Source organism: Nocardiopsis trehalosi NBRC 14201 (assembly GCF_001552555.1).
In the GTDB taxonomy this organism is placed as follows: Bacteria; Actinomycetota; Actinomycetes; order Streptosporangiales; family Streptosporangiaceae; genus Nocardiopsis_B; species Nocardiopsis_B trehalosi.
In genome coordinates, this window is record NZ_BCRK01000062.1 from 1 (window position 1) to 22,712 (window position 22,712).

Annotated in this window: 25 protein-coding genes and 1 pseudogene; 11 read left to right on the plus strand and 15 right to left on the minus strand. The window is 75.8% G+C overall.

Features of this window, described 5'->3' with window-relative positions:
* Window positions 1-147 precede the first annotated feature (147 nt).
* The 4 genes from NT8_RS13265 to NT8_RS13280 all read left to right on the plus strand — a co-directional run bounded on the left by NT8_RS13265 (window position 148) and on the right by NT8_RS13280 (window position 3,124).
* Window positions 148-564 (plus strand): hypothetical protein, encoded by a 417-nt coding sequence (locus NT8_RS13265; RefSeq protein ID WP_067968505.1) that lies wholly within the window; start codon window positions 148-150, stop codon window positions 562-564.
* Between the two features lie 141 nt (window positions 565-705).
* Window positions 706-1,212: a hypothetical protein gene (locus tag NT8_RS13270; RefSeq protein WP_157515761.1), complete on the plus strand. Its 507-nt coding sequence runs from the start codon at window positions 706-708 to the stop codon at window positions 1,210-1,212.
* Between the two features lie 47 nt (window positions 1,213-1,259).
* Window positions 1,260-1,772, plus strand: a complete 513-nt coding sequence (locus NT8_RS13275) for a hypothetical protein (RefSeq protein ID WP_067968510.1) — start codon at window positions 1,260-1,262, stop codon at window positions 1,770-1,772.
* Window positions 1,773-2,383: 611 nt separating this feature from the next.
* Window positions 2,384-3,124, plus strand: coding sequence for a siderophore-interacting protein (locus NT8_RS13280; protein WP_067968514.1), 741 nt, complete (start codon window positions 2,384-2,386; stop codon window positions 3,122-3,124).
* 202 nt (window positions 3,125-3,326) lie between these two features.
* Here the strand turns inward: NT8_RS13280 and NT8_RS13285 are convergent, their stop codons facing one another.
* Both NT8_RS13285 and aztA read right to left on the minus strand, forming a co-directional pair.
* Window positions 3,327-3,686, minus strand: a complete 360-nt coding sequence (locus NT8_RS13285; protein ID WP_067968517.1) for an STAS domain-containing protein — start codon at window positions 3,684-3,686, stop codon at window positions 3,327-3,329.
* Window positions 3,687-4,340: 654 nt separating this feature from the next.
* Window positions 4,341-5,060: a zinc ABC transporter ATP-binding protein AztA gene (aztA, locus tag NT8_RS13290; protein ID WP_245646165.1), complete on the minus strand. Its 720-nt coding sequence runs from the start codon at window positions 5,058-5,060 to the stop codon at window positions 4,341-4,343.
* 551 nt (window positions 5,061-5,611) lie between these two features.
* On the opposite strand from aztA, the pseudogene aztB reads away from it, so the two are divergent.
* The 4 genes and pseudogenes from aztB to aztD form a co-directional block, all read left to right on the plus strand.
* Window positions 5,612-6,439 (plus strand): annotated as a pseudogene (gene aztB / locus NT8_RS30285) (zinc ABC transporter permease AztB); the annotation flags it as partial.
* 446 nt (window positions 6,440-6,885) lie between these two features.
* A complete protein-coding gene (locus NT8_RS13300) occupies window positions 6,886-8,061 on the plus strand; it encodes a hypothetical protein (protein ID WP_067968520.1) in 1,176 nt (391 codons plus the stop codon).
* Complete coding sequence (gene aztC, locus NT8_RS13305) at window positions 8,055-9,011, plus strand: zinc ABC transporter substrate-binding protein AztC (RefSeq protein ID WP_157515772.1); 957 nt, start codon at window positions 8,055-8,057, stop codon at window positions 9,009-9,011. Before NT8_RS13300 ends, aztC begins: the two co-directional genes overlap by 7 nt.
* An 85-nt stretch (window positions 9,012-9,096) precedes the next feature.
* Window positions 9,097-10,299 carry a zinc metallochaperone AztD gene (aztD, locus tag NT8_RS13310; RefSeq protein ID WP_067968523.1) on the plus strand — a complete coding sequence of 401 codons (1,203 nt, stop codon included), beginning with the start codon at window positions 9,097-9,099 and terminating at the stop codon, window positions 10,297-10,299.
* Window positions 10,300-10,363: 64 nt separating this feature from the next.
* On the opposite strand, the gene NT8_RS31270 is transcribed toward aztD, so the two are convergent.
* The 3 genes from NT8_RS31270 to NT8_RS13320 all read right to left on the minus strand — a co-directional run bounded on the left by NT8_RS31270 (window position 10,364) and on the right by NT8_RS13320 (window position 12,204).
* The gene (locus tag NT8_RS31270; RefSeq protein WP_281203442.1) at window positions 10,364-10,492 is read right to left on the minus strand and encodes a hypothetical protein; all 129 of its coding nucleotides are present in this window, start codon (window positions 10,490-10,492) and stop codon (window positions 10,364-10,366) included.
* Between the two features lie 335 nt (window positions 10,493-10,827).
* Window positions 10,828-11,670: an NmrA family NAD(P)-binding protein gene (locus NT8_RS13315; RefSeq protein WP_067968590.1), complete on the minus strand. Its 843-nt coding sequence runs from the start codon at window positions 11,668-11,670 to the stop codon at window positions 10,828-10,830.
* A 138-nt stretch (window positions 11,671-11,808) separates the two neighbouring features.
* Window positions 11,809-12,204 carry a cupin domain-containing protein gene (locus NT8_RS13320; RefSeq protein ID WP_067968526.1) on the minus strand — a complete coding sequence of 132 codons (396 nt, stop codon included), beginning with the start codon at window positions 12,202-12,204 and terminating at the stop codon, window positions 11,809-11,811.
* 52 nt (window positions 12,205-12,256) lie between these two features.
* Here NT8_RS13320 and NT8_RS13325 point away from each other — a divergent pair, with 52 nt between their 5' ends.
* Entirely contained in the window at window positions 12,257-13,252 is a 996-nt protein-coding gene (locus NT8_RS13325; RefSeq protein ID WP_067968529.1) for a GlxA family transcriptional regulator, read from the plus strand.
* 469 nt (window positions 13,253-13,721) lie between these two features.
* Complete coding sequence (locus NT8_RS13330) at window positions 13,722-14,762, plus strand: hypothetical protein (RefSeq protein WP_067968532.1); 1,041 nt, start codon at window positions 13,722-13,724, stop codon at window positions 14,760-14,762.
* Between the two features lie 138 nt (window positions 14,763-14,900).
* Here NT8_RS13330 and NT8_RS13335 read toward each other — a convergent pair whose 3' ends face one another.
* The 6 genes from NT8_RS13335 to NT8_RS13360 form a co-directional block, all read right to left on the minus strand.
* A complete protein-coding gene (locus NT8_RS13335; RefSeq protein WP_067968535.1) occupies window positions 14,901-16,103 on the minus strand; it encodes a beta-ketoacyl-[acyl-carrier-protein] synthase family protein in 1,203 nt (400 codons plus the stop codon).
* Window positions 16,103-16,387 (minus strand): acyl carrier protein, encoded by a 285-nt coding sequence (locus NT8_RS13340; RefSeq protein WP_067968538.1) that lies wholly within the window; start codon window positions 16,385-16,387, stop codon window positions 16,103-16,105. Before NT8_RS13340 ends, NT8_RS13335 begins: the two co-directional genes overlap by 1 nt.
* Window positions 16,388-16,577: 190 nt before the next feature.
* Entirely contained in the window at window positions 16,578-16,844 is a 267-nt protein-coding gene (locus tag NT8_RS13345; RefSeq protein WP_067968541.1) for a DUF4235 domain-containing protein, read from the minus strand.
* Window positions 16,841-17,140 carry a DUF3618 domain-containing protein gene (locus NT8_RS13350; RefSeq protein ID WP_067968542.1) on the minus strand — a complete coding sequence of 100 codons (300 nt, stop codon included), beginning with the start codon at window positions 17,138-17,140 and terminating at the stop codon, window positions 16,841-16,843. The genes NT8_RS13345 and NT8_RS13350 overlap by 4 nt, the downstream gene beginning before the upstream one ends.
* A complete protein-coding gene (locus tag NT8_RS13355; protein WP_067968593.1) occupies window positions 17,137-17,556 on the minus strand; it encodes a phage holin family protein in 420 nt (139 codons plus the stop codon). Before NT8_RS13355 ends, NT8_RS13350 begins: the two co-directional genes overlap by 4 nt.
* 127 nt (window positions 17,557-17,683) lie before the next feature.
* Complete coding sequence (locus NT8_RS13360; RefSeq protein ID WP_067968545.1) at window positions 17,684-18,403, minus strand: YqeB family protein; 720 nt, start codon at window positions 18,401-18,403, stop codon at window positions 17,684-17,686.
* Window positions 18,404-18,661: 258 nt separating this feature from the next.
* On the opposite strand from NT8_RS13360, the gene NT8_RS13365 reads away from it, so the two are divergent.
* Window positions 18,662-19,795 carry a sensor histidine kinase gene (locus tag NT8_RS13365; RefSeq protein ID WP_067968547.1) on the plus strand — a complete coding sequence of 378 codons (1,134 nt, stop codon included), beginning with the start codon at window positions 18,662-18,664 and terminating at the stop codon, window positions 19,793-19,795.
* Window positions 19,796-20,041: 246 nt separating this feature from the next.
* Here NT8_RS13365 and NT8_RS13375 read toward each other — a convergent pair whose 3' ends face one another.
* The 4 genes from NT8_RS13375 to NT8_RS13390 all read right to left on the minus strand — a co-directional run bounded on the left by NT8_RS13375 (window position 20,042) and on the right by NT8_RS13390 (window position 22,524).
* Window positions 20,042-20,689, minus strand: coding sequence for a PPOX class F420-dependent oxidoreductase (locus NT8_RS13375; protein WP_067968553.1), 648 nt, complete (start codon window positions 20,687-20,689; stop codon window positions 20,042-20,044).
* A complete protein-coding gene (locus NT8_RS13380; RefSeq protein WP_067968556.1) occupies window positions 20,676-21,128 on the minus strand; it encodes a DoxX family protein in 453 nt (150 codons plus the stop codon). The genes NT8_RS13375 and NT8_RS13380 overlap by 14 nt, the downstream gene beginning before the upstream one ends.
* Window positions 21,125-21,817, minus strand: coding sequence for a TetR/AcrR family transcriptional regulator (locus NT8_RS13385; protein ID WP_084468907.1), 693 nt, complete (start codon window positions 21,815-21,817; stop codon window positions 21,125-21,127). The genes NT8_RS13380 and NT8_RS13385 overlap by 4 nt, the downstream gene beginning before the upstream one ends.
* 128 nt (window positions 21,818-21,945) lie before the next feature.
* Window positions 21,946-22,524 (minus strand): TetR/AcrR family transcriptional regulator, encoded by a 579-nt coding sequence (locus NT8_RS13390; RefSeq protein WP_157515763.1) that lies wholly within the window; start codon window positions 22,522-22,524, stop codon window positions 21,946-21,948.
* Window positions 22,525-22,712: the final 188 nt, after the last annotated feature.

Consider the following 22,712-nt stretch of genomic DNA (forward strand, 5'->3'; position numbering starts at 1 on the left):
CCCTGGTGTCGGCCCTGGGCGAATGCTGGTACGGCATCCTGCGCCGGCGGTACCCGGAACACGACGTCCGCGTCTCCGTCGACCTCGACGAGCAAGGCACCGCCCCCAAGGGCCCCAGCCTCACCCTGTGGAGCTTAACGAATAGACGTGGAGGTGATTGATTCGGCGTTTCGGGTTTTCCTCCGAATCGGTTGCACCCTTTCGGAGGACGATCTGCGCTACATCGAGAATGCGCTCGAATCATTCGGCCCCGAAGGGCACCTCAAAGTCAGAAAGGGCCCTAGGGGCGGATTCGTCAAGATCGACATTGGTTCGAACCCCCGACCGGAACCGCTTTTGGAGATGGTCGTTCGGCTTGGCGACGGTTTCGCTCGACGCCTCGCGAGGTCGAGCCGGGAGTCCGCTGGACGTACCGTCATCTCCATCGTTCAGGTCATCGACGAACCCGATGACCCCATACAGAAGGGCATCGCCATCTCCCCCGAACTGGTCAATTGGGCGGCGGCCGCTGAAGCGTCCTTCGACATCGATCAGTCCATGTATACGGACGACGATGATGAGTGAGCGCTAGATCCAGACGTCTCGGCACGGTCGTTCGGCGGCCACTGGATTCGATCGGAACTCTCTCTGCTGTCGTACGTGCGCCGTCTTCTCGCAGTGATGGCTCTTGACACCCTCGGCCGGAGGGCGGCGACACTCGTCGTCATGGCTTTCCACTTCCGCGTGGTCCCGCCCTCGCCGGGCCCGCCGCGCCTACTCGGGGTCCCCGATGACCGCGACCACGACTCGCTCGTCATGGTGTCCTGCGACGCGCTCGGTGAGACGGACGCGGAGTTCCACGTGCACGGCTTCGGCCAGAGTCCGTGGCCTGTCGACGTCGCCTATGACCTGTCCACGTTCGTCGAACAGCTGCCCAACCTGGAGCAGAACGTGCGGGCGGGCAGGCCGAGCGCGGTCGCCTTCTACGGCCAGGGGATCGAACGGAGGTTGACGTTCGAGCCTTTGGGGCTCGTGGTCTCCGTCCGCTGTGCGTCTCGTGTGCCTTGGACCCCTGTCCCGGACATCGAGATCATGGAGCGTCGGCGGTTGGTCGACCTGCTGGTCGGGGTGCGGGGCGCCTTCGCGCGTTCGCTGCTCATTGTGGCGCCGGATATCGCCGCTCTGAGACCGTTCTCGGAGTGGTGGTGGGAGGCGGACCGTGGTGGGGTGTGAGCCGGCGGCGGCGTCGTTTCCGGACCTGGAATGAGCGGAAGTGAACCGTGGACGACGTGTTCGCGTGGGTGGGTGCCGCGCGATTCCGGGATGTGGTCGCGCCCGGGTACATCGAGCGCGACTGCGCTCCGCCGGAGTTCCGGCCGTGGGGCGACACCGTGGCGCTCGCCGCCGACGAGGGGTACCTCCGGCTCGACTCGGTCGACTCCCACGGCCGACTCCGGGTCGGTGTCGCCGCCGAACTCACCGTGCCCGACCCCATCCGCGAGGAGGGATTGGAGTTCGCGGTGGCGTCCCAGGGCGACCAATTCCTGTTCGACGCGTCGAGCGCGTACGCGTGCGGCCGGGTCCGCTACGTGACCGACGCGGAATCGGACCCGGCCGAAGGCATCGTCAGATGCGCCGAGTTCACCTTCAACGGACGCCACACCGTCTTCGCGGACCCGGAGTGGCACTTCGGCATCCTGCTCGGCAGAGCGGGCGCCTACGAACACTGGTGGAACCACCACCACGCCGAGGACGGTCACCGCTTCACCGAGCGCACCTGGCGCCGTCCCTGACCAGCCCTCCACGATGCCTGGCACTCCGCTTGCAGCGCTTCACCTCCACGGGCGTGAAGAGGACACCAGATGACCTGCGGTTTCACTAAGGCGCAATACCGTTTCTTGCGTCCGCGAGGGGATGGCCGGAGAGCATGCCTGCCTCCATCCTCTGACACCTGGGATCGCAAACAGTAGGACAGGGAGAGGACGAGCGTCGGCAGATGACGGCCTGGCAGGCGAATCGGTGCACGGTCGTCGCGTAGGAGCCGTGCTGCACCCGGGGCGGGTAGCCACGGCCCTACGCCTGTAGGACTGGAGCGTCGAGGTCGAATAGACCACCCCCATTGAGCTCACAATAAGGTTAGGCTAGCCTTTCTTTCACTGGCGCGCGGCTCTGGCGGACGTCGATCGACGGCCTCGATGGCGCGCGCCTTCACCCGCACCGCGCAGCGGGGGACGATCCCACACGACCGAGGACTCCCCATGACCACGCTCCCCTCCCCCGCGCTGCCCGTGCGAGGACATCGCGGATGCCTCGCACTCGCCGCACACGGACGACACGCCACCCCGCCGCCGTCCTCCGACCGGCGACTCCCCATCACCGCTCCCTCGAACGGTTGTGGCCACTGATGCCGCGCAACTGGCAGCGGGGCGTCATGCGGGTCATGCGCATCCCGAACCACCCCGTGACCGTCACCGCCGTCCACGACTTCACCCCTTGGTACCGGCGCGTCACCTTCTCGGCGCCCGACCTGGTGAAGGACCTCGACGTGTTCCCCACCCTGTGGCTCCGCCTCTGGGTGCCCCACCCCGCCAAGGGCGACGGCTACGTCAGCCAGCGCGGCTACACCCTGGTCGACGTCCGCCCCGACGCGGGGACGTTCGCGCTCGACTTCGTCCTGCACGACGTCAGCGGCCCGGCCGGCGACTGGGCGCGGCAGGCTCACCCAGGGGAGGAACTGGAGGTCGCGCTGACCCCCGCGCACATCGGTCTGCCGGAGGGTACGGCGTCGGTCCTCCTCGCCGGGGACGTCACCGCGCTGCCGGCCATCAACACGTGGCTGGAGGCGATCCCGCCGGAGGTGGAGGCCGCCGTCTGGGTGGAGGACGACCACGAGGGCCGCGACGGCCTCCCGCGCACCGACCGCGCGGGCACGGCGTGGACGTGGGTCGAGCGCGAGGGTCCGCGCGGCGCCGCCCTGGCCGAGGCCGTCGCCGCGACCGCGCCGGCTCCCGGACGCTACGCGTGGGCGGCGGGCGAGAAAAGCCTGGTCCAGGCGGTACGCCCGGTTCTGCGCGACCGGCTCGGCCTCGACCGCGCCCACCAGTTCACCCAGTTCTACTGGATCGAGGGCCGCTCCACCGGCTGATGCATCGCGCCCACGCAGATCAACCACCTGCTCGCCCCCTCGGTTCACCTTCACAGGCGTGGAGAGGGCACTAACTGGCCTGCGGTCTCACAATGGCGCAATACCGTTTCGAGAGGCGATGCGGCGGGCGCCGTAGGCGTCTGCGGCATGGTCGCATCGAGTCGCAGAGTAGGGCGGGCGCAGCAGGGAGTTCACCGACTCGTCAGGCTCCGACGGCGGCGAGGGCCGTGGAGATGTCCGAGTGGACCGGGATGAGGAGGTCGACGCCCGTGAGGGCGAAGAGTTTCCGGACCTGCGGGTGCGGGGCGACCAGGACGGGCGCGGCGTCACCGGACTCCAGGTTGCGGAGCAGCTCCATGATGGCGTGAACGCCCGAGGCGTCGCAGAACACGGTCGCGCCCATGTCGATGACGAGGTACGCCGGGCGGACCCGGGCCGCGTCGGTGAGGGCACGAGTGAAGCCTTCGCGCTCGGCGAGGTCGATCTCGCGCGGCGCGGTCACGATGACGCGATCGGCGTCCCAGACCGTCAGGACGTCGGCGGCAGCGGTGATGGGGGTCACCTCCGATGGTGGCGCCGCTTCGCGGTGTCGGGCGCCCCGCCGGGGGTTCAGGGGCGCACCGACCGCCGGCGGATGCCAGGCGGATGCGGCTTATTGGGCTCAACGCACCGGGCACGATTCGTGTTCCCCAGCGACACGCGAACGCCTGTGACGTCGGCATTTGCGAGGTTTGCGCCACTTTTTTCGTGACGCGAGTGAGGGGCCCACCGACTTCCGGCGGACCGGAATTCCGCGCTAGACCCGCCCATCATCCGGCCCGTCCGGCACCCGCGCGAGGCGACGCAGACGGCCCAGCGCTCCATCACTCGCGTGGCGGGTAGCTCGCGCGCAAGGTGACCCAGGGAAGATGCACCTCCACGGGCGTGAAGAGCACCCGGCCGTGCGCCTGGGGCCCAAGTACGACGGCGGTCCACCTCCACAGGCGTGGAGAGCACACTGACTGACCTGCGGATTCACAATGACGCAATACCGTTTTGAGAGACCGCTTCTGTGGCCGGTGGGACGGGGCGAGGTGTGGCGGCTGCGTTGGGATGAGCGTGGGTGGTCGGCGGCGGTGAGGCGGCCCATTGGGTGGTGCTCCTCCTCGCCGGGGGACGGAGGCAGGCGCCTGACGGGCATCGCCTCCTGACTTCTGCCCGGCGGCGGTCATGTGACTCACGCCCCGATGACGGTTGCCGGCGTCTCTGGGCGGGTGCAGGCGATGGGGGTGCCTGTGTGGGGTGGGGTCGCGGAGGTGACCACGCGGCCCTCGGCGAGGTGGATGCGGTGGTCCGCGTGGGACGCCGCCGCGAGGTCGTGGGTGGCGTGGACGACCGTGACCCCTTCGGCGCGCAGGTCGGCGAGGAGGGCGAGGACGGCGTCGCGGGCGGTCGCGTCGAGACCGGTGGCGGGCTCGTCGAGCAGGAGCAGGTCGGACTCCTGGGCGAGCCCTTGAGCGAGGAGCGCCCGCTGTCGCTGACCCCCGGAAAGCGCCCCGAGGGGTCGCCGCGCCAGGTGGGCGATGCCCAGCCGCTCCATGCAGGCGTCGACCACGGCGCGGTCGTGGGCGGTGAGGCGCCGCCACGGTCCGGTGTGCGCCCACCGCCCCATGGTGACGGTGTCCCGCACGGTGACGGGCAGGGTGTCGGGCGCGGCGCTGCGCTGCACGACGAGGGCGGGCCGCCGCGCGTGGCGGCGCTCGACCGTCCCCGACGCGACCGCGTGCACCCCCGCCACGATGCCGAGGAGCGTGGACTTCCCCGACCCGTTGGCGCCGACGAGGGCGGTGACGCGTCCGGCGGGCAGTTCGGCGTCGATGCCGTGCAGGGCGGGGGTCCGGCCGTAGCGTGCCTCGACCCCGCGCAGGGTGACGGCGGCCGGGCGGTCGTCCGTCACCGGTCCGCCGAGATCTGCGACGGACGCGCGGCCACCTACTACCGATACGCCGCGAGCCTCAGCGGCCGGACCTCCCGGTGTGGTGGCCTCCCCCACCATGCCGGCCGAGCGTTCCGGGGCGGTGACGCCCGCAGCCGGGAGCCCCGCTGTAGCGGTTCCGTCCGTAGCGGCCGAAAGTTCCGAGGCGGTGCCGCCCGCGACCGGGAGTCCCACTGCGGCGGTCGGACCTCCCGAGTCGAGGGCTTCCCCACCAGTGGTGGTCGAGGGCTCCGAAGCGGCGCCGCCCGCGACCGGAAGGCGCGCTGCGGCGGACCGGTCCGCGTCGGCCGGGGGCTCCGGGGTGGCGCCGCCCGTGACCGGAAGGCCCGCTGTGACGCCGCGATCGGTGGCGGCGGACGCTGCCGGCGCGGGGCCGTCTTCGCTGGTGGCGGCCGGGGTGGGGGTGGTTCCGGGGGTGGGGGTGGAAGTCGCGGGTGTGGGGCGGGGTGTGGCGTGGTCCACGTTGCCTCCCTATTGCAAGTGATAATGGTTTTCATTGTACGGTGCTCGTCATGGACTGGTTCATCGCCCCGTTCGAAGTGGGGTTCGTCGCCCGTGCCCTGGTCGGCGGGCTGCTCGTCTCGGGGATCTGCGCGCTGGCCGGCACCTGGGTGGTGCTGCGCGGCACGGCTTTCCTCGGGGACGCCATGTCGCACGGCATGCTGCCCGGGGTGGCGCTGGCGTCGCTGTTCGGCGGCAGCCTGCTGCTCGGGGCGGCGCTGAGCGCGGTGGCGATGGCCCTCGGCGTCACGGCGCTGACGCGGTCGCGGCGCATCTCGCAGGACACCGGCATCGGCCTGCTGTTCGTCGGGATGCTCGCGGCCGGGGTGATCATCGTGTCCCGCTCCCAGTCCTTCGCCGTCGACCTGACCGGGTTCCTGTTCGGCGACGTGCTGGCCGTGCGGCCGGGCGACCTCGCCGTCCTGGCGGGCGCGCTCGCCGTGGCGGCGGTGGTCGCCGCAGCGGGCCACCGGGCGTTCGTCGCCCTGGCGTTCGACCCGCGCGTCGCCGCGACCCTGGGCCTGCGTCCCCGCCTCGCCCATGCGGCGATGCTCGGCCTGATGACGCTCGCCATCACGGCGTCGTTCCACGTCGTGGGCACCCTGCTGGTGTTCGGCCTGCTCATCGCCCCGCCCGCGGCGATGGCGCTGTGGGCGCGGCGCATCCCGGTGGTCATGGCCGGGGCGGCGGTCCTGGGCGGGCTGGCGACGGCGGTCGGCCTGCTGGTGTCCTGGCACGCCCAGACGGCCGCCGGTGCGACCATCGCGGCGACGGCGGTCGGCTTCTTCTTCCTGTCCGCGGCGGGGGCGCACCTGCGCGACCGCCGACCGGCGGCCGCACGCGTGCCCGCCGACGCCAGGGGCGCGGCCGTCCCCGCCGCCGGTGGGGCCTCCAGCCCCGACCTCCGGGAGGACTCCGGCCTCCGAGAGGACTCCGGCCTCCGGGAGGACTCCGGTGTCGCGGCCGGTGCCGATCCCGTCGGCTTCTCCACCGCCGGCCCCGGGTCCATCCCCGCTTCCGGCACCTCCGGCGGTTCCCCCACTTCCGCCGATCCCGGCTCCACCCCCGCTCCCGCCGACTCCGGCGCCGCCCCCACTTCCGGCACGCCAGGCGGCTCCCCCGCTTCCGCCGGCTCCGGTGCCACCCCCGCTTCCGGCGCACCCGGCTCGCCCGCCGTCTCTGGTGGCGGGGATGCCTCCGCCGGTACCCCCCGGACCCCAGGGGCGGCGGCCGGTATCCCCGGTGCCGCCGTTCCTTCCGCAGACGACGAGTACGAGGACGCACGATGACGATCCCCCGCACCGCCCCCGCCGCGCTGGTGTGCGCGGCCGGGCTGCTGCTGGCCGCCGGGTGCGGCGCCCCCGAGGAGGCGCCGCCCGAGGAGGAGGCCACCCCGCACGGCTACGTCGAGGGGGCCGAGGAGACCGCCGAACCGCAGTGGCGGCTGGTCCTGGCCGACGCCGCCACCGGCGCCGTCCACCTGTTCGACCCCGCTACCGAGGAGGCCGCCGGCGCCGGGGAGGTCCCCGGCGTGACCGGGGCGACCACCGACGGCCGGTTCGCCTACCTCACCACCGACGACGGCGCGGCCGTGCTCGACAGCGGCACGTGGACGGTCGACCACGGCGACCACGTCCACTACTACCGCGCCCCCTCCGGGACGGTCGGCGAGGTGCCCGCCCCCACCGGCACCGCCGCCACGGGCGACGTCGCCGTCACCGTCCTCACCACCCCCGACGGCGTCCAGGTCCTCGACCGCGCCGCCCTGGAGGAGGGCGAGGTCACCGAGACGGCCGCGCCCGAGGCGGTGGCCGCCGTCCCGTTCGCCGGGCACCTGGTCACCGCCGCCGGGGACGGGACGGTGGCCGCCCTCGACCGCGAGGGCGCCCCCGCCGACCACGACCTCGCCGCCGACTGCCCCGACCCGCGCGGCCAGGCCGTCACCCGGCGCGGCGCCGTGCTGGGCTGCGCCGACGGCGCCCTGCTCCTCACCGAGGACGACGACGGCGCCCTGCACGCCGAGAAGGTCCCTTACCCCGACGGCGTCGACCCGGTCGCCGGCTTCCACCACCGGGCGGGCACCCCCGTGCTCGCCGGGCTGACCGAGGACGGCGGGGTGGCGGTGCTCGACGTCGGCGCGGCCGAGTGGACCCCGATCGACACGGGTCCCGCCGTCGCCGCGTCCGCAGCGGGCGAGGGCCTGCCCGTGCTCGTGCTCGGCGACGACGGCACGCTGCGCGCGTTCGACCCCGCGACGGGCGAGGAGACCGCGTCGACCGACCTGGTCGAGCCGGCCGAGGACGGCCCCGCGCCGTCGGTGTGGATCGACACCGGCCGCGCCTACGTCAACGACCCGGCCGCCGACGCGGTACACGAGATCGACTACAACGACGACCTGCGCGTCGCCCGCACGTTCGACCTGGAGTTCAGCCCCGACCACATGGTCGAGACGGGATGGTGACCGCGATGTCCACGCCGACCCCCGGCCCCCGCGCCGCCCGGGTCGCCGCCGCGGCGGCGGTCGCCCTGGCCCTGACCACCGCCGCCACCGGCTGCGCCGCGTTCGGCGGCGACCGCTCCGGCATCGTCGTCACCACCAACATCCTGGGTGACGCCACCCGCGCCATCGTGGGCGACGAGGCCGAGGTGACGGTGCTCATGGGCCCGAACGCCGACCCGCACTCGTTCGGCATCTCCGCCCCGCAGGCCGCCGCCCTGGAGTCCGCCGAACTCGTCGTCTACAACGGGCTCGGCCTGGAGGAGGGCGTGCTGCGCAACGTCGAGGCCGCCGCCGAGGCCGGCACCCCCGTGCTGGAGGTCGGGGCCGGGGTCGACCCCATCGACTACACGGACGGCGACACCGCCGGCACCCCCGACCCGCACTTCTGGACCGACCCGGTGCGCATGGCCGACGCCGTCGACCTGGTGGCCGACGAGGTCGTGGAGCGGGTCTCCGGGGTCGACGCCGACCGGGTCCGCGACAACGCCGACGCCTACCGGGCCGAGGTGGAGGCGCTGCACACCGACGCCGAGGAGGCGTTCGGCGCGCTGCCCGACGACCGGCGGCGCCTGGTCACCAACCACCACGTGTTCGGCTACCTCGCCCAGCGCTACGACTTCGAGGTGGTCGGCGCGGTGATCCCCAGCGGCACCACGCTGGCCTCCCCCAGCAGCGCCGACCTGGAGTCGCTGGCGTCGGCGGTCGCCGACTCGGGGGTGCCCGCCGTGTTCGCCGACTCCTCCCAGCCCGACCGGCTCGCGCAGGTCATGGCCGAGGAGGCGGGCGTGGACATCGAGGTGGTGCCGCTGTTCACGGAGTCGCTGACCGCCGAGGGCGAGGGCGCCGCCACCTACCTGGAGATGACCGCCGCCAACACCGAGGCCATCGCGGGCGCCCTGTCCGCCGACTGACCCCGATCCCCCACTTCCCCGCTCCCCCCACCCCCCGCGTCCTGGGGCGTCCGCCCCGCCATCCTCCGCAACGAAGGTGAACGACATGCACACCCCCGAACGGCCCGGGCACTCCGTCCGCGCCGCCCTCCTGCCCGGCCTGCTCATCCTCGGCCTGACCGCGGCCTGCGGCCAGGGCGGCGGCGCCGCCGAGCCCGCCGACGACGGTTCCGCCAGTGCCGCCCCGCAGGCCGCCGACCCCCTGGTGGCCACCTACGACGGCGGCCTGTACGTCATCGACGCCGAATCGCTCGACGTGGTGGCCGACATCCCCCTCGACGGGTTCAACCGGGTCAACCCGGCCGGCGACGACCAGCACGTCATGGTGTCGACCGCGTCGGAGTTCCGGGTGCTCGACACCGCCGCGGGCGAGCTGACCGACGTCGCGTTCGAGGCCCCCGAGCCGGGCCACGTGGTCCGCCACGCCGGCCGCACGGTGCTGTTCTCGGACGGGACCGGCGAGGTCACCGCGTTCGACTCCGACGCCCTGGGCGACGGCGCCCCCGAGACCGACACCCACACCACCGAGCACCCCCACCACGGCGTCGCCGTGGAGCTGGAGAACGGGGAGCTGCTGGTGACGCTGGGCGACGAGGAGGAGCGCCCCGGCATCCAGGTGCTCGGCCCCGACCGCGAGGAGGAGGTCGCCCGCAACGAGGAGTGCCCCGGCGTCCACGGTGAGGCCACCGCCCAGGACGAGGCCGTGGTCATCGGCTGCGAGGACGGCGTGCTGATCTACCGCGACGGTGAGATCACCAAGACCGACAGCCCCGACGACTACGGGCGCATCGGCAACCAGGCCGGGCACGAGGAGTCCCCCTACGTGCTGGGCGACTACAAGACCGACCCCGACGCCGAGCTGGAGCGCCCCGAGCGCGTCTCGGTGATCGACACCGCGAGCGGCGACCTGAAGCTGGTCGACCTGGGCGCCAGCTACAGCTTCCGGTCGCTGGGCCGCGGCCCCGACGGCCAGGGCCTGGTCCTGGGCACCGACGGCGCGCTGCACGTGATCGACATGGAGGCGGGCGAGGTCACCGACTCCTTCCCGGTGGTCGGCGAGTGGACCGAGCCGCTGGAGTGGCAGGAGGCCCGCCCCACCCTGTTCGTGCGCGGCGGCACCGCCTACGTGACCGACCCGGGCGCGAAGGCGCTGTACGCGGTGGACGTGGCGACCGGTGAGGTCACCGCCGAGACCGAGCTTCCCGAGGCCACCAACGAGCTGACCGGTGTGGAGACGGCCTCGGCCTGACCCCCGCCCACCCCGCGCGCCGCGGCGGCGTCCCCGCACATCGGGGGCGCCGCCGCGGCCGTTCTCACTCCTCGCGGTAGGCGGCGTCCATCTCGCCGAGCAGGGCGCCGACGTCGGTCTGGCCGGTGCACAGCTCCTGCACCCCGGTGAAGTGCGCCGACTGCACCTCGGGGTTGGGCCAGCGCTGGTCCATGAACGGCACGGTCCGGCCCTCGTCCTGGAACTCCTGGGCGGAGGCGAGGGCCGGGTCCAGCTCGTAGTCGCCGGTGGGGATGCCGGGCAGCGCGCGTCCCGCTGACCACGGTGCACGTCGGGGGCTACGAACTCGGCCGCACCGCGGCGGGTCTGGTCCTGGACGAGGCCCGCGACCCCGGGCACCGGCACCGCCGCGAGGTGCTCGCCCCCGTCTGGTGGAACGCTTCTCGGCCTGACCCCGGGGCCGCGCGGGTGCGCGGCCGCCGGGGCTCGGGGCTAACACGCCGCGCCCGGCCGGCGCCCCCACCGGGGCGGCCGGGCGCGGCGGGCGGGTCAGGCGGCGAACGCGGCGGCGTTCTCCCGCGCCCACTGGGCGAAGGTGCGCGCCGGGCGGCCGGTGACCCGCTCGACGGTCGGCAGCACCGTGTACCCCGCCTCGGGCGGGTCGGTCCGCATGGCGAGGAAGAAGGCGATGTCGTCGGCGGAGTACCCCTCGGCCTCCCAGAGGGCGACGGCCTCCTCGCGGGTGCGCTCGACGTAGCGGACCTCGCGGCCGATGGCGGCGGCGAGGATCGCCACGCGCTCCGGCATGGTGAGCGCCTCCGGGCCGGTCAGCGCGTATTCCCGGCCCCCGTGGCCGTCCGTGGTGAGCGCGATCGCGGCGACGGCGGCGATGTCCGCGTCGTGGACCAGCGCGCTGCGGATCTCCGGGAAGGGCTCGCGGACGGCGCCCTCCTCCCGGATGGAGGCGGCCCACGCCAGGGTGTTGGACATGAACTCCACCGGGGCGAGCCGCGTCCACGCCGCCGAGCCGGCCTCGACCGCGTGCTCCAGCGGGCCCTTCTCGACGGCGCCGGCCAGGACGGTGACGCGCCGCACCCCCGCCCGGTCGGCCAGGTCGACGATGCGGGGGCCGGTGTCGAGCGGGGCGTAGGTGGCGCCGTCGAAGGTGATCAGGTGGACGGCCGTCACGCCGTCGAAGGCGGCCGCCAGGGAGTCGGGGTCGGTGAGGTCGCCGGCGACGGCCTCGGCGCCGGGCGGCAGGTCCGCCGCAGCGGGGTTCCGGGTGAGGGCGCGGACGCGGTGCCCGGCGGCCAGCAGCTCCCGCACGAGCGGGCGGCCGACGTTCCCGGTGGCGCCGGTGACGAGGACGGTCTCAGGTTCGGTGATGGACATGCCGTGCACGCTAGACACCGTTGCGGCCACATGATGGCCGCGATGTCCGGCGCGGCGACCGGCGTCCCACCGCCCACCGGGGGTACGACCCGGCCTGCGGCCCCGCCCCCCGGCGCCCGGAAGTCGGGCCCGCCGCCCTCAGCCGGTCAGGGGGTGCCCCGTCGTCGCGTCGACGTGGTCCGGGACCTCCTCGTGCCGGTCGCCCACCGAGAGGGTGCCGGACGTCTCGACGAGGAGCAGCACCGCGCCGTCGGGCGCGGACGGCCGGTGCTCGGTGTCGCGCGGCACGGTGAACATGCCCCCGGCGGTCAGCCGGACGGTGCGCTCGCCCTCGGGGCCGCGCAGGCCGATGAGGAGCTCGCCTTCGAGGACGAGGAAGAACTCGTCGGTGTCGGCGTGGGCGTGCCAGACGTGGTCGCCGTGGACCTTGGCGAGCCGGACGTCGTGGTCGTTGACGCGCGCCGCCACGCGGGGGCTCCACAGGGCGTCGAAGGTCGCCAGGGCGGCGCTGATGGTGATGGGTTCCTCGGTCATGGAGAGCATCCTCACGGCCCCGCCCGGTCGGCGGAAGTGCTAGAAATCGCACATGACGCAAGAATCCTCGCAACGGGCGGGCGGCGGCCCGCACCGCGTCGTCGTGATCGTGGACGAGAACTCCAACCCCTTCGAGCTGGGGTGCGCCACCGAGGTGTTCGGGCTGCGCCGCCCCGAGCTCGGCCGCGACCTCTACGACTTCCGGCTGTGCGCGCCCGAGCCGCGGACCCTGATGCGCGACGGCTTCTACACGCTGACCGGGGTCGCCGACCTGGCGGCCGCCGACACGGCGGACACCCTGATCGTGCCGAACCGCCCCGACACCGAGGTGCCGCGCCGCCCGGCCGTGCTCGACGCGGTGCGCCGCGCGCACGCGCGCGGCGCGCGGCTGCTGGGGTTCTGCAGCGGGGCGTTCACGCTGGCGGAGGCGGGGGTGCTCGACGGCCGCCGGGCCACCGCCCACTGGCAGTGGGCGGACCTGTTCCGCGCGCGCTTCCCGGCCGTGCGGTTGGAGCCGGACGTGCTGTTCGTGGACGACGGCGACATCCTGACGGCGGCGGGCAGCGCGGCGGCGCTCGACCTCGGCCTGCACGTGGTGCGCCGCGACCACGGCGCGGAGGTCGCCAACGCGGTGAGCCGGCGGCTGGTCTTCGCCGCGCACCGCGACGGCGGGCAGCGCCAGTTCGTCGAGCGCCCGGTGCCGGACCCGCCCGACACCTCGCTGGCACCGGTGCTGGCGTGGGCGCAGGAGCGGTTGGACACCGGTCTCACGGTGGCCGACCTGGCGGCCCGGGCGGCGGTCAGCCCGGCAACGCTGCACCGGCGGTTCCGCGCCGAGCTCGGCACCACGCCGCTGGCGTGGCTCACCGGGGAGCGGGTGGCGCTGGCGTGCCGGCTGTTCGAGCGGGGCGAGTCGCGCGTCGACGTGGTGGCCCGCAGCGCGGGCCTGGGAACGGCGGCCCACCTGCGCACCCTGATGCGGCGGACGACCGGGCTCACCCCGTCGGCCTACCGCCGCCGGTTCGCCCCGGAACCGACCGCCCGCTGAAAGGCGCACGGCCCTCCGGCGTCCGGCCCGACCGACGCCGGAAGCCGGCGGGTGCATGGCCCACTCGGCGCGCACCGCCGATGGAGTCGCGGCGGCGCACCGGCGGCCCCGGCCAGGTCTGGGGCACAGCGGGCACGCGCACCCCCGGCGCGCACACCGCGATACGCGGGGTCGGCCAGTGGCCGGGCGGCTTCGGCCGGTCCAGGATGCGCTTCGGGCGCACGTGCCACGCGATCCAGGCACACCGCCGACACCCGGAAAGACCGGACTCCGGACAGGCCCAACCGTCCCGGAACACGACGGGCGGGCGGTCGGCTCGGCGCGTGAACCCGGGTGGCGGGCCGGGGGCCGCGACGGACCGGAGTGGCGCCGTTCCGGTTGACCCTCTCACCGTGTCAGGGGGTGGAGTGGGGGCGCGGCCGCCGCGCGCGGCCGTGCCCACCGCACGTGTTCGACCGGAAGGCCCCGCATGACCCCCTACGTCGGCTCCGGCCCCTACTGCTACACCAACGCCCTGGCCATGGTGCTCGGACCCGCCGCTCCCCCGCTCCCCGTGGTCGAGACCCTGACCGGGTCGCCCTTCGGCGTCCAGTCGGTCGGCGGCGTCCTCCCGCTGTTCGACCCGTACGGCTGGGACCCCGAGATCGGACTGGACGCGGCGATCGACCTGCTCGGCCTGCGCTGCGAGCGGAGCGCGGGCGGACCGCCGGAGGACGCCCTCGGCCGGTTGCGCGCCGCCTGCGCCGACGGCCCGGTCCTCGTCGGGCCGGTCGACATGGACCTGCTGACGTACCGGACCGGCGCGGCGGCGCGGCGGGAGGCCGCGCCCGCCGGGGACGCCGACGCCGGCGGTACGCCGCCCCCGGACGCCGGGGAGCGCCCGGACGCCGCCCCGGCACCGGTCATCGACGCGGCCGACCACTACGTGGTGGTCCTCGCCGTGGACGGTGGCACCGCACTGCTGCACGACCCGCACGGCCACCCCTACGCCACCCTGCCGACCGCCGACCTCCTGGCGGCGTGGGCGGCGGATGCGGTGGCCTACACCGACACCCCCTATGTGCTGCGCAGCGGGTTCGCCCGGGTGGCCGACGTCGCGGTCGACGCGGCGCTGGAGCGGTCGCTGCCACGGGCCGTGGCGTGGCTGGGCGGCCGCGCCGACCTGCCGATGCCGCCGGGGTCGCTGGGCGGCGCGGCCGCCGTCGAGCACCTGGCGGCGCAGGTGCGCGCCGGGCTGGACCCGGCCGTGCGCGTCCTGCTGGGCGTGTTCGGCATCCGGGTCGGCGCCCGCCGCCTCGCCGATGCCGCCGCCTGCCTCGGCCGGGTGGGGCTGGCGGGTCCCGCTTCCGTGGCCGCCGCGCAGGCCCGGCTCGTCGGCGCCCTCCAGTACCCGCTGGTCACCGGCGACGACGCGGCCCTCGCCGCCGGCCTGCTCCGGCTCGCCCCCACGTACGCGGAGCTGCGCGCGGCCCTCACCGCCGCCGGGGTCACGGCCGACCCGTCGGCCTGACCAGGGGCCCCACGGACGCCCGATGGCGGCGGCCCGCCCCGCACGCCGTTGCGCCGGACGCCGGGGCTCGCCCCTTCGCCGTACCGCCCGCACGCACGGGACCGGGCGCGCCCGGGGCCCGGGCGGCGCCGGGCGGATTCATGGGGCCGGGTGGAGGACGAGGGCCGCGTTGTGGCCGCCGAAGCCCGATGAGACCGTGACGACCGCGCCGTCGCCGGTCTTGCGGGGGACGGCCGTGACCGCGTCGATCTCGCAGCGGGGATCGAGGTCGACCAGGTTGGCGGTCGGCGGGGCGAGGCCGTCGCGGACCGCGAGCACGGCCAGGACCGCCTCGACCGCTCCGGCCGCGCCCATGAGGTGCCCCATGGCGCCCTTGGGCGCGCTGACCGGGACCCCGCCCGGGCCGAACACGGCCGCGAGGGCGCGCGCCTCGGCGAGGTCGCCCGCCGGGGTGGAGCAGGCGTGCGCGCTGACGTGGACGACGTCGCGGGTGGTCAGGCGGGCGTCGTGCAGGGCGGCCGCGACCGCCCGGGCCACCCCTTCGCCGTCGGGTTCGGGGGCGGTGGCGTGGTAGGCGTCGGTGGTGCGCCCGAACCCGGCGAGTTCGGCGTAGACGCGCGCCCCGCGCCGGGCGGCGTGCTCGGCGGACTCCACCACCACGAAGGCGGCGCCCTCGCCGAGGACGAACCCGTCGCGGGTGGCGTCGAACGGCCGGGAGGCCCGCCCGGGGTCGCCGGTGCGCCCGGACAGCACCCCCAGATCGTGGTAGGCGCGCAGCGCGGCGGGGCCGAGCGGGGCGTCGGTCCCACCCGCCAGCACCACGTCGGCGGCGCCTTCGCGGACGAGCCGCAGCGCCTCGCCCACGGCGTGGCCGCCCGACGCGCCGACCGTCGCCACGCACAGCGAGGCGCCGCGCACGTCGTGCCGGATGGCGAGGGCGGCCGCCGCCGCGTTGGGCAGGGTGGCGGGCGCGGGCGGGCCGCCCGCCCGGCGGGCGGCGCTCGCCGGGCCGGGGCCGCCGGTGGTGCCGACGACGACGGCCCGGCGCTCGGGGGCGGCGTCGAAGCCCCCGGCGTCGACGACCGCGTCCTGGGCGGCGCTGACCCCGAGCCGGGTGGCGCGGTCGGCCCGCCGGTCCTCCTTCGCGGTCAGGTAGCAGTCGAGGTCGAACGGGGGGACCTCGCAGCCGAAGTCGACGGGCAGCCCGGAGGGGTCGAACCCGGTGACGCGCCGGGCCACCGACCGCCCGGCGAGGAGGAGGGTCCACATCTGCTCGGGGTCGGTCCCGCACGGGGTCTTCACGCCCAGGCCGGTGACGACCGCCCGGGGGCGCCCCGCCATCAGGCGCCCCCGGCGGCGCGGGCGTGGGCGAGGGCGACGAGGTCGGCGAAGGTGCGCGCCGCCGCCGCCTCGCGGGCGGTGATCGGGACGCCGTGGGAGCGCAGGACGCCCGCGATCTCGGCGGTGTCGAGGCTGTCGGCCTCCAGGTCCTCGGCGAGCAGCGCGGCGTCGGTGACGTCCGCACGGTCGACGGCGAGGACCGCGGCGCACACCCCTCTCAGCAGGCGGGTGAGGTCGTCGCGCGTGGCGGGGGCGTCCCGCCGGGGGGCGGTGCCGATGGGCATGGGCCTCACTCCTCGTGTCCGCTGGCGAAGACAACCACTATCACCTTGTGTCACCGAAGACCACTCACCGTGACGCGTTTCGGCCGTCACCCGCCGCCGTACGGTCCCGTCCCTTCCGGCGTGGGCCGCGGCGCACAACACCGGGGGACCGCGGCCCGCACGGGCCGCGGTCCCCCGGTGCCGGTGGGTGTCAGCCCGGCCAGGTGCCGGTCAGGCGCCGGATGGCGGTGGCGCCGCCGCGGTCGACGGCGGCCTTGACCACCGCGAAGATGGCGCCCTGGAGCGCGGCGGCGATCAGGATCTCCCGCCAGGCGCGCTCCTCGTCGGTGGCGTCCGGGGCGTCGTCGTCGTGCCCCAGCATCTTCCACGCCTGCTTGAAGGCGGCCCCGGCCAGCGCGCCGCTGAGCGCGCCCAGCAGCATGCCGACCGGCTTGTAGGCGATCTTCGCGGCCTTCATCGGCGCCTCCCGGTCCGGCCGAGGACGAGCCCGGCGACCAGGGACGCGGTCCCGGCCGCGGCGGCGACCGCCAGCAGCCGGACGCGGTTGCGCCGCGCCGCGCGGGCGGCCTGCCCCGCTCCGGCGCGCACGCGCCGCCGGGCGTCGGCGGCGCCCGCCTGGGCGCGCGCCTTGACGTCGGTCTTCGCGGCGAGGGCTTCGACGGTGCGGCCCAGCTCCTCGCGGGTCTCATCGATGTGTTCGCGCAGTTCGGCGGCCGTGGGTGCGGTGCCGCCATCGGGGGACGTGCCGCTCATCGGTGCGCCTTCTCCTTGATCTCGGCCACATCGGCCTTGACGTTCTCGATGGTCTCGCGGGGCATCGGCGGGGTCGCCCGGGTGACCTGCTTGCGGCCCACCAGGGCCAGGACACCGGCGACCACCATCAGCACGACGGTGACGATGAGGGCGGACGCCCACACCGGCAGCACCAGCGCCAGGGCGGCGATCGCGGTCGCCGCGAGGGCCTGGAGCGCGACGAACGCCACCACCCCCGCGCCGCCGAACAGGCCGCCGCCGATACCGAACCGCTTGCCCTTCTCCGTCATCTCCGTCTGCGCCAGGCGCAGTTCCGCCCGGACCAGCTCCGACAGCTGCTGCGACGCCTGGGTGACCAGCGCCGAGACCGATTCCTGGTCGGCGCTCGGCCCTCCCGTGTGTGCGGAGGTGCTCACCACGCTCACCTGCCTTTCTTCACCTCGGTCGGTGCCGCTACCCGAGCGGGTCGCGCTCATGCCGACGGGGCGCCGCGGGGCCGTCCCCGCGCGGGCGGGCGCGCGCGGGGAGGTGCGGAGCGGCGGGTCAGGCGGTGTCGGAGCGGCGCCAGTACTGGCGCCGCCCCTCCTCGCGGACGGCGACGCCGATGGCGGTCAGCTCGGCGCGGAGCTCGTCGGCGTCCTTGGCGTCGCCGTGCTTGAGGGCCCGTTCGCGCGCCACGAGGTAGGCGTCGGCGGCGGCGGGCAGGTCCGGGTGGCCCTTGACCCAGCGGCGGAACGCGGCGGCGTGCGGGTCGCCGTCGGGCAGCCACGGGTAGCCGCGGCGGCGCAGGGCGTCGCCGAGCCGGCCGGCGGCGGGCGGCTCCCCCGTGAACCGGACGAGCTGCTCGGTGCCGTGGCCGAGCACGACGACGGCCTTGCCGTCGAGGAAGACGGCGCCGACCTCGTCCCGTGCGACCTCCCGCCGGTTGTCGCCGCGCGCGACCTTCAGCCCCCTGTCGTCCACGGTGACCCGGATCAGCTCGTCCTGCCCGAGCAGGGCGAGGACCAGCCCGGCGAGCACGCCGACCCCGGCCATGACGGCGACCGCGGGCCCCACGGGCAGGGTCACGAGCAGCGACGCCGGTTGGTCGAACGGGGACCACGGCAGGGTGAGCAGCCACCGCGCGGCCGCCGTCGCCCCCCAGGCGAGCCCGGCGCCGAGCGCGGCGCCGCCCACCGGGAACACCCCCCACAGCAGCAGGAAGTGCCCGGCGCGGGGCCGGCAGACCTCGGCGGCGGGGGGCGTGGACGTACCGGACCGCATGGCGGACCTCCTCGTGACGGGCGCGGACGGGGCGGCCGGCCGGGGCGGTTCCACCGCCGCGCGGCGGCGCCCCGGGGGGCCGCCACCGACGCTACGGGCGGACGGGGCGGAACCGCGTCGGCCACCGGGCGCGACGTGGGCGACGGAGGGTGCGCGTCCGCGGCGCGGGGGCGTCCGAAGGTATCGACCGGCGCGACTTCGGTCGCCGGGCACCCCCGGGCGGCGCGTCCGCCGCGTCGGGGCGGCTACCGTCGCAGCATGAGCGGAACGGAGGCGCCCGCGCGCCGGCGCGGCCCGCGCGGGTGGGCGGTCGACGCGTGCCTGTTCCTGCTCGCCGCGGTGTACGGCCTGGCGTGGTCGCTGGACGCCGCCGACGGCGCGGCGGCCGTCAACCAGGTCGTGGCCGCTGCCGCGTGCGCGGCGCTGTGGCTGCGGCGGAGGTGGCCCACCGGGCTCGCCCTCGTGCTGGGGCCGGTCGCCGCGGTCGCCGACCTGGCCGCCGGCGCGCTGCTGGTGGCGCTGTTCACGGTGGCGGTGCACCGGCCGCCGCGCGTCGCGCTGACCGCGCTGCTGTGGGCGCTGGCCTGCCGCTGCGCGTTCGTCGCCGTGGTCACCGTGCGGGCGGCGGAGGTGCCGACCGGCCTGCTGCTGGGGTACTCCACCGCCACCGCGCTGGCGGTGACCGGGTGGGGGGTGTACGTGCGGCACCGGCGCCAGTTGCTGGAGTCGCTGCGGGAGCGGGCCGTCCGCGCCGAGGCCGAGGCGGGGCTCCGCGCCGAGCAGGCGCAGCGGCGCGCCCGCGAGCAGATCGCCCAGGAGATGCACGACGTCCTGGGGCACCGGCTGTCGCTGCTGAGCGTGCACGCCGGGGCGCTGGAGTACCGGCGCGACGCCCGCCCCGAGGAGGTGGCGGCGGCCGCCGGGGTGATCCGGAAGAGCGCCCACCAGGCCCTGCAGGACCTGCGGGAGGTGGTCGGGGTGCTGCGCGCCCCGGTCGGGGAGGCCCCGCCGCCGACACTGGCCGACCTGCCCGCCCTCGTCGCCGAGGCGCGCGCGGAGGGGGTGCGGGTCGACCTGCGCTCCGACCCGCCCACCGGGGTGCCCGACGCGGTGGGCCGCACCGCCTACGGCATCGTGCGGGAGGCGCTGGCCGACGCGCGCACGCGCGCGCCCGGCGCCCCGGTGCGGGTGGTCATCGGGGCCCACCCGGCGGGCGGGCTGGCGATCGAGGTCGCCCACGGGGCGCCAGCGGGCCCCTCCCCCGCCGCCGCGCCGGGTACGGCAGAGGGGACGGCGGGCCTGGCCGGGCGCGTCGCCCGGGCGGGCGGCACGCTGGAGCACGGACCCGCCGGGGGCGGGTTCCGCCTGCGGTGCCGGCTGCCGCTGGACTGACGGCTCAACGGGCGCGCCGCCACCGCGGCCCGGCCAGATTCCGCACCCCCCACACCGCGATCACGGCCACGGCCACCGCCACCGCCACCGCCGCCGCCGGCGCCGGCGCCGGCGCGACGGTCGGCGCCGCCGCCGACGTGGGCACCGGGTCGGACGGTCTCGCCCTCGTGGGCCGGCCGCTCCGGCGGCGGGCGGGCGCGGGCGGGGTGGGCCGCGCCCCGGCGGGCGCGGGCGGGGGCCGGGCGGTCAGGGCGGGGCGTCGAGCGTGATCTCCAGAGTGGCGGGCGGGCCTCCGGCCCGGCGGGCGCGGCCGAGCAGGGTGACGAGGCGGAACCAGGTGAAGCGGCGGCCGTAGGCGGCCCGCAGGGCCGCGCGCGCCGTCCGGGCCTCGGCGCGGGGGAGGACGCGGGCGCGCCCGCGCCGCCACGGACCGACCGGTTCACCGGAGAAGGTCGACCGTGCGGCCTCGACGCGGGGGTCGCGCCGGACGCGCCGCACCTTCCCGGAGCGGGCGGGCGTATAGGCGTACCAGCGGCCACCGGCGGGGGCGAGCCAGATGGGGGTGGTCACGCCGGAGCCATCGCGACGGAACGTACGCAGCGCGTAGTAGGGTCCGCCACCCGCGGGGGTGCCCCCGGTGGACGCCGACGCGCGACCGCCGTCGACACCGGGCGTGGGGCCGCCGGTGGTGGGCGGCACGTGGCCGCCGCCGACACCCGGATCGGCGACGGCGGCCGGACCGTTCGCGGTGCCGGCGGCCGAGTCGGGGAACATGCCCTCCGGCATGCCGGGGACGGACTGGGGCGACGTCCGGTCGCCATCGGCGCCGGGCGTCGGGCGGTCGGTGGGGGTCGGCCGGGTGCCGGGGTCGGCGGGGCCGTCAGCGGGGCGCACGCCGCCCCGTTCCGGTCCCCCGGGCCCGCCCCGTTACGGCGCGCCACAGGCGGACGGTGCTCGCGCGGCGGCCGATCACGACGATCACGGCGAGCACCAGGGGGACGAGCGGGACCACCGGTGCGCCGCCGTCGCGCAGCGCCTCGACGGCGACGGCCGCCGTGAGCAGTACGGTCGTGCCGATGGCGGCCGCACCCGCGAGCAGCGGTACCAGCAGACCGACGGCGGCGGCGATCTCGGTGACGCCGGTGAGGTTGCGGACCAGGACCCCGGCGCCGATGGCCTCGAACGAGGCGGTGGCCGTGGGATCGGCGCCGAACTTGGCGAAGGCGGCGCCGACCAGCACCAGGGCGAGGACGGCCTGGCCGATCCACAGCAGGACGCCGGCCCAGCGGCGCGGGCGGGACGAGGGCGCGGGCGGGGTGGCGGGGTCGGTCATGGCATCGGCCTCTCGGTGGTCGCGGGCACCGGGCCACCGCGCGGGGCGTCGGCCCGCAGCCCGTTGGCGTACAGGGCCTGCACCTCGGCGGTGAAGGCGGCGGCGTCGATACCGGGGTCGGCGTGGAACAGGTCGTGGAAGCCCTCGACCGCGCACTGGATGCCGCGCGCCGTCCAGCGGACGTTGACGGGGCGGAAGTCTCCCTCGGCGCACCCGCGTTCGAGCAGGGTGACCAGCGGTTCGGCCAGTGCCGGGGCCTCACGCAGCAGGACCGCCGCGACGCTCCCGGCGGCCGGGCCCGCCGCGTCAGCGGGAGTGGGGCCCCGCGCCAGCAGCCGGCGCAGGGCGCTCACCCCGTCGCGGTGGGCGTCCTGGAAGGCGACGAACGCCGCGATGTAGGCGTTCAGCGCGGCGGGGGCGTCGGGGGCGGCGTCGACCGCGGCCCGCAGGTCGGCGGCGCACGCCCGCAGTAGCCGCTCGGTGAGGGAGGCGAAGACCGCCTCCTTGCCGGGGAAGTGGTAGCTGATCATGCCGGTGCTCGACAGCCCGGCGACGGCGGCGATGCGCGCCAGCGACGCGCCCTCGACCCCGTCGCGGGCCAGGGCCACGGCCGCGGCGTCGACGATCTGCCGCCGCCGCACCTCACCGACGACCGAGGACCGCCCACCCGCCGTACTGTTCGCTCTCATGAGCCGATGTTAGCCCCGGCCAGCATTTTTCTGCCAGAGCGAGCAAATAGTTGGGAATGACGTGCGCATATGTCGCATGGGGCGAGCGTGGGGATTCGTGGGGGGTGAGCCTGGGTGTAGGGCGGGGGCTAGAGGGGTGGGGGGTCGGTGATGTGGGATAGGGCCTCGTCGATCGCCTGGGCGGGGTCGCCCTCGGGGTTGCGCGACCAGTCGAGGAGGGCCGCGAAGCAGGCGCCGGAGACGACGCGGGCCAGGCCGCGCACGCGGGCGTCGTCGGGCGCGCGGCCCGACCGCTCCGCGACCAGGTCGGCGATGGCGTCCATCCCCTTGGCGACCAGCCCGAGGTTGGCCGACCAGAGTTCGGGGATCGTCACCATGGCCACGTCCCGCTCGTAGCGCGCGGCGCGTTCGGCGTCCGGCATCGCGGCGAAGACCGCCGCCAGGGCGCCGCGCAGCGCCTGGAGGGCCGTGCGCTCCGCCGGCTGGGCCGCGAAGGCCTCGCGGAGGGGGACCAGCAGCGGGTGGTAGCCGTCGAGGACGAGCAGGTCCTGCTTGGTGGGGAAGTGCCGGAAGACGGTGCTGGGGGCGACGTCGGCGGCCTCGGCCACCTGCTCCACCGTCGTGGCGGCGAAGCCGCGGTCGGCGAAGAGCCGCAGCGCCTCGCGCTGGATGGCGTTCCTTGCCTTGGCGCGTTTGCGCTCCCACACGCCGGAGGGGGCGCGGACGTTGGTGGACAGCTCTCTCGACCTCCGGTCACCGGTACCGGCCCCATCCGGCCGCTCGGCGGGACGGCGCGGCGCGCCCGTCCGCCGGACGCCGGCGCACCGCGGACCCCAGCATAGTGCGCCCCCGTCCCCGAAAGGGAGAGCGGTCGCACAACGAGAGTTGACTCCGA

What these genes read in the sequence shown, in the direction of transcription:
- NT8_RS13330 (WP_067968532.1), top strand. Translation starts at nt 13,722, where the DNA reads ATGACCCCCTACGTCGGCTCCGGCCCCTACTGCTACACCAACGCCCTG.
- NT8_RS13345 (WP_067968541.1), bottom strand. Translation starts at nt 16,844, where the DNA reads ATGAAGGCCGCGAAGATCGCCTACAAGCCGGTCGGCATGCTGCTGGGC.
- NT8_RS13300 (WP_067968520.1), top strand. Translation starts at nt 6,886, where the DNA reads ATGACGATCCCCCGCACCGCCCCCGCCGCGCTGGTGTGCGCGGCCGGG.
- NT8_RS13320 (WP_067968526.1), bottom strand. Translation starts at nt 12,204, where the DNA reads ATGACCGAGGAACCCATCACCATCAGCGCCGCCCTGGCGACCTTCGAC.
- NT8_RS13270 (WP_157515761.1), top strand. Translation starts at nt 706, where the DNA reads ATGGCTTTCCACTTCCGCGTGGTCCCGCCCTCGCCGGGCCCGCCGCGC.
- NT8_RS13385 (WP_084468907.1), bottom strand. Translation starts at nt 21,817, where the DNA reads ATGAGAGCGAACAGTACGGCGGGTGGGCGGTCCTCGGTCGTCGGTGAG.
- NT8_RS13280 (WP_067968514.1), top strand. Translation starts at nt 2,384, where the DNA reads ATGCCGCGCAACTGGCAGCGGGGCGTCATGCGGGTCATGCGCATCCCG.
- NT8_RS13360 (WP_067968545.1), bottom strand. Translation starts at nt 18,403, where the DNA reads ATGCGGTCCGGTACGTCCACGCCCCCCGCCGCCGAGGTCTGCCGGCCC.
- NT8_RS13350 (WP_067968542.1), bottom strand. Translation starts at nt 17,140, where the DNA reads ATGAGCGGCACGTCCCCCGATGGCGGCACCGCACCCACGGCCGCCGAA.
- NT8_RS13380 (WP_067968556.1), bottom strand. Translation starts at nt 21,128, where the DNA reads ATGACCGACCCCGCCACCCCGCCCGCGCCCTCGTCCCGCCCGCGCCGC.
- aztD (WP_067968523.1), top strand. Translation starts at nt 9,097, where the DNA reads ATGCACACCCCCGAACGGCCCGGGCACTCCGTCCGCGCCGCCCTCCTG.
- NT8_RS31270 (WP_281203442.1), bottom strand. Translation starts at nt 10,492, where the DNA reads ATGGACCAGCGCTGGCCCAACCCCGAGGTGCAGTCGGCGCACTTCACC.
- NT8_RS13365 (WP_067968547.1), top strand. Translation starts at nt 18,662, where the DNA reads ATGAGCGGAACGGAGGCGCCCGCGCGCCGGCGCGGCCCGCGCGGGTGG.
- aztC (WP_157515772.1), top strand. Translation starts at nt 8,055, where the DNA reads ATGGTGACCGCGATGTCCACGCCGACCCCCGGCCCCCGCGCCGCCCGG.
- NT8_RS13325 (WP_067968529.1), top strand. Translation starts at nt 12,257, where the DNA reads ATGACGCAAGAATCCTCGCAACGGGCGGGCGGCGGCCCGCACCGCGTC.
- NT8_RS13335 (WP_067968535.1), bottom strand. Translation starts at nt 16,103, where the DNA reads ATGGCGGGGCGCCCCCGGGCGGTCGTCACCGGCCTGGGCGTGAAGACC.
- NT8_RS13315 (WP_067968590.1), bottom strand. Translation starts at nt 11,670, where the DNA reads ATGTCCATCACCGAACCTGAGACCGTCCTCGTCACCGGCGCCACCGGG.
- NT8_RS13340 (WP_067968538.1), bottom strand. Translation starts at nt 16,387, where the DNA reads ATGCCCATCGGCACCGCCCCCCGGCGGGACGCCCCCGCCACGCGCGAC.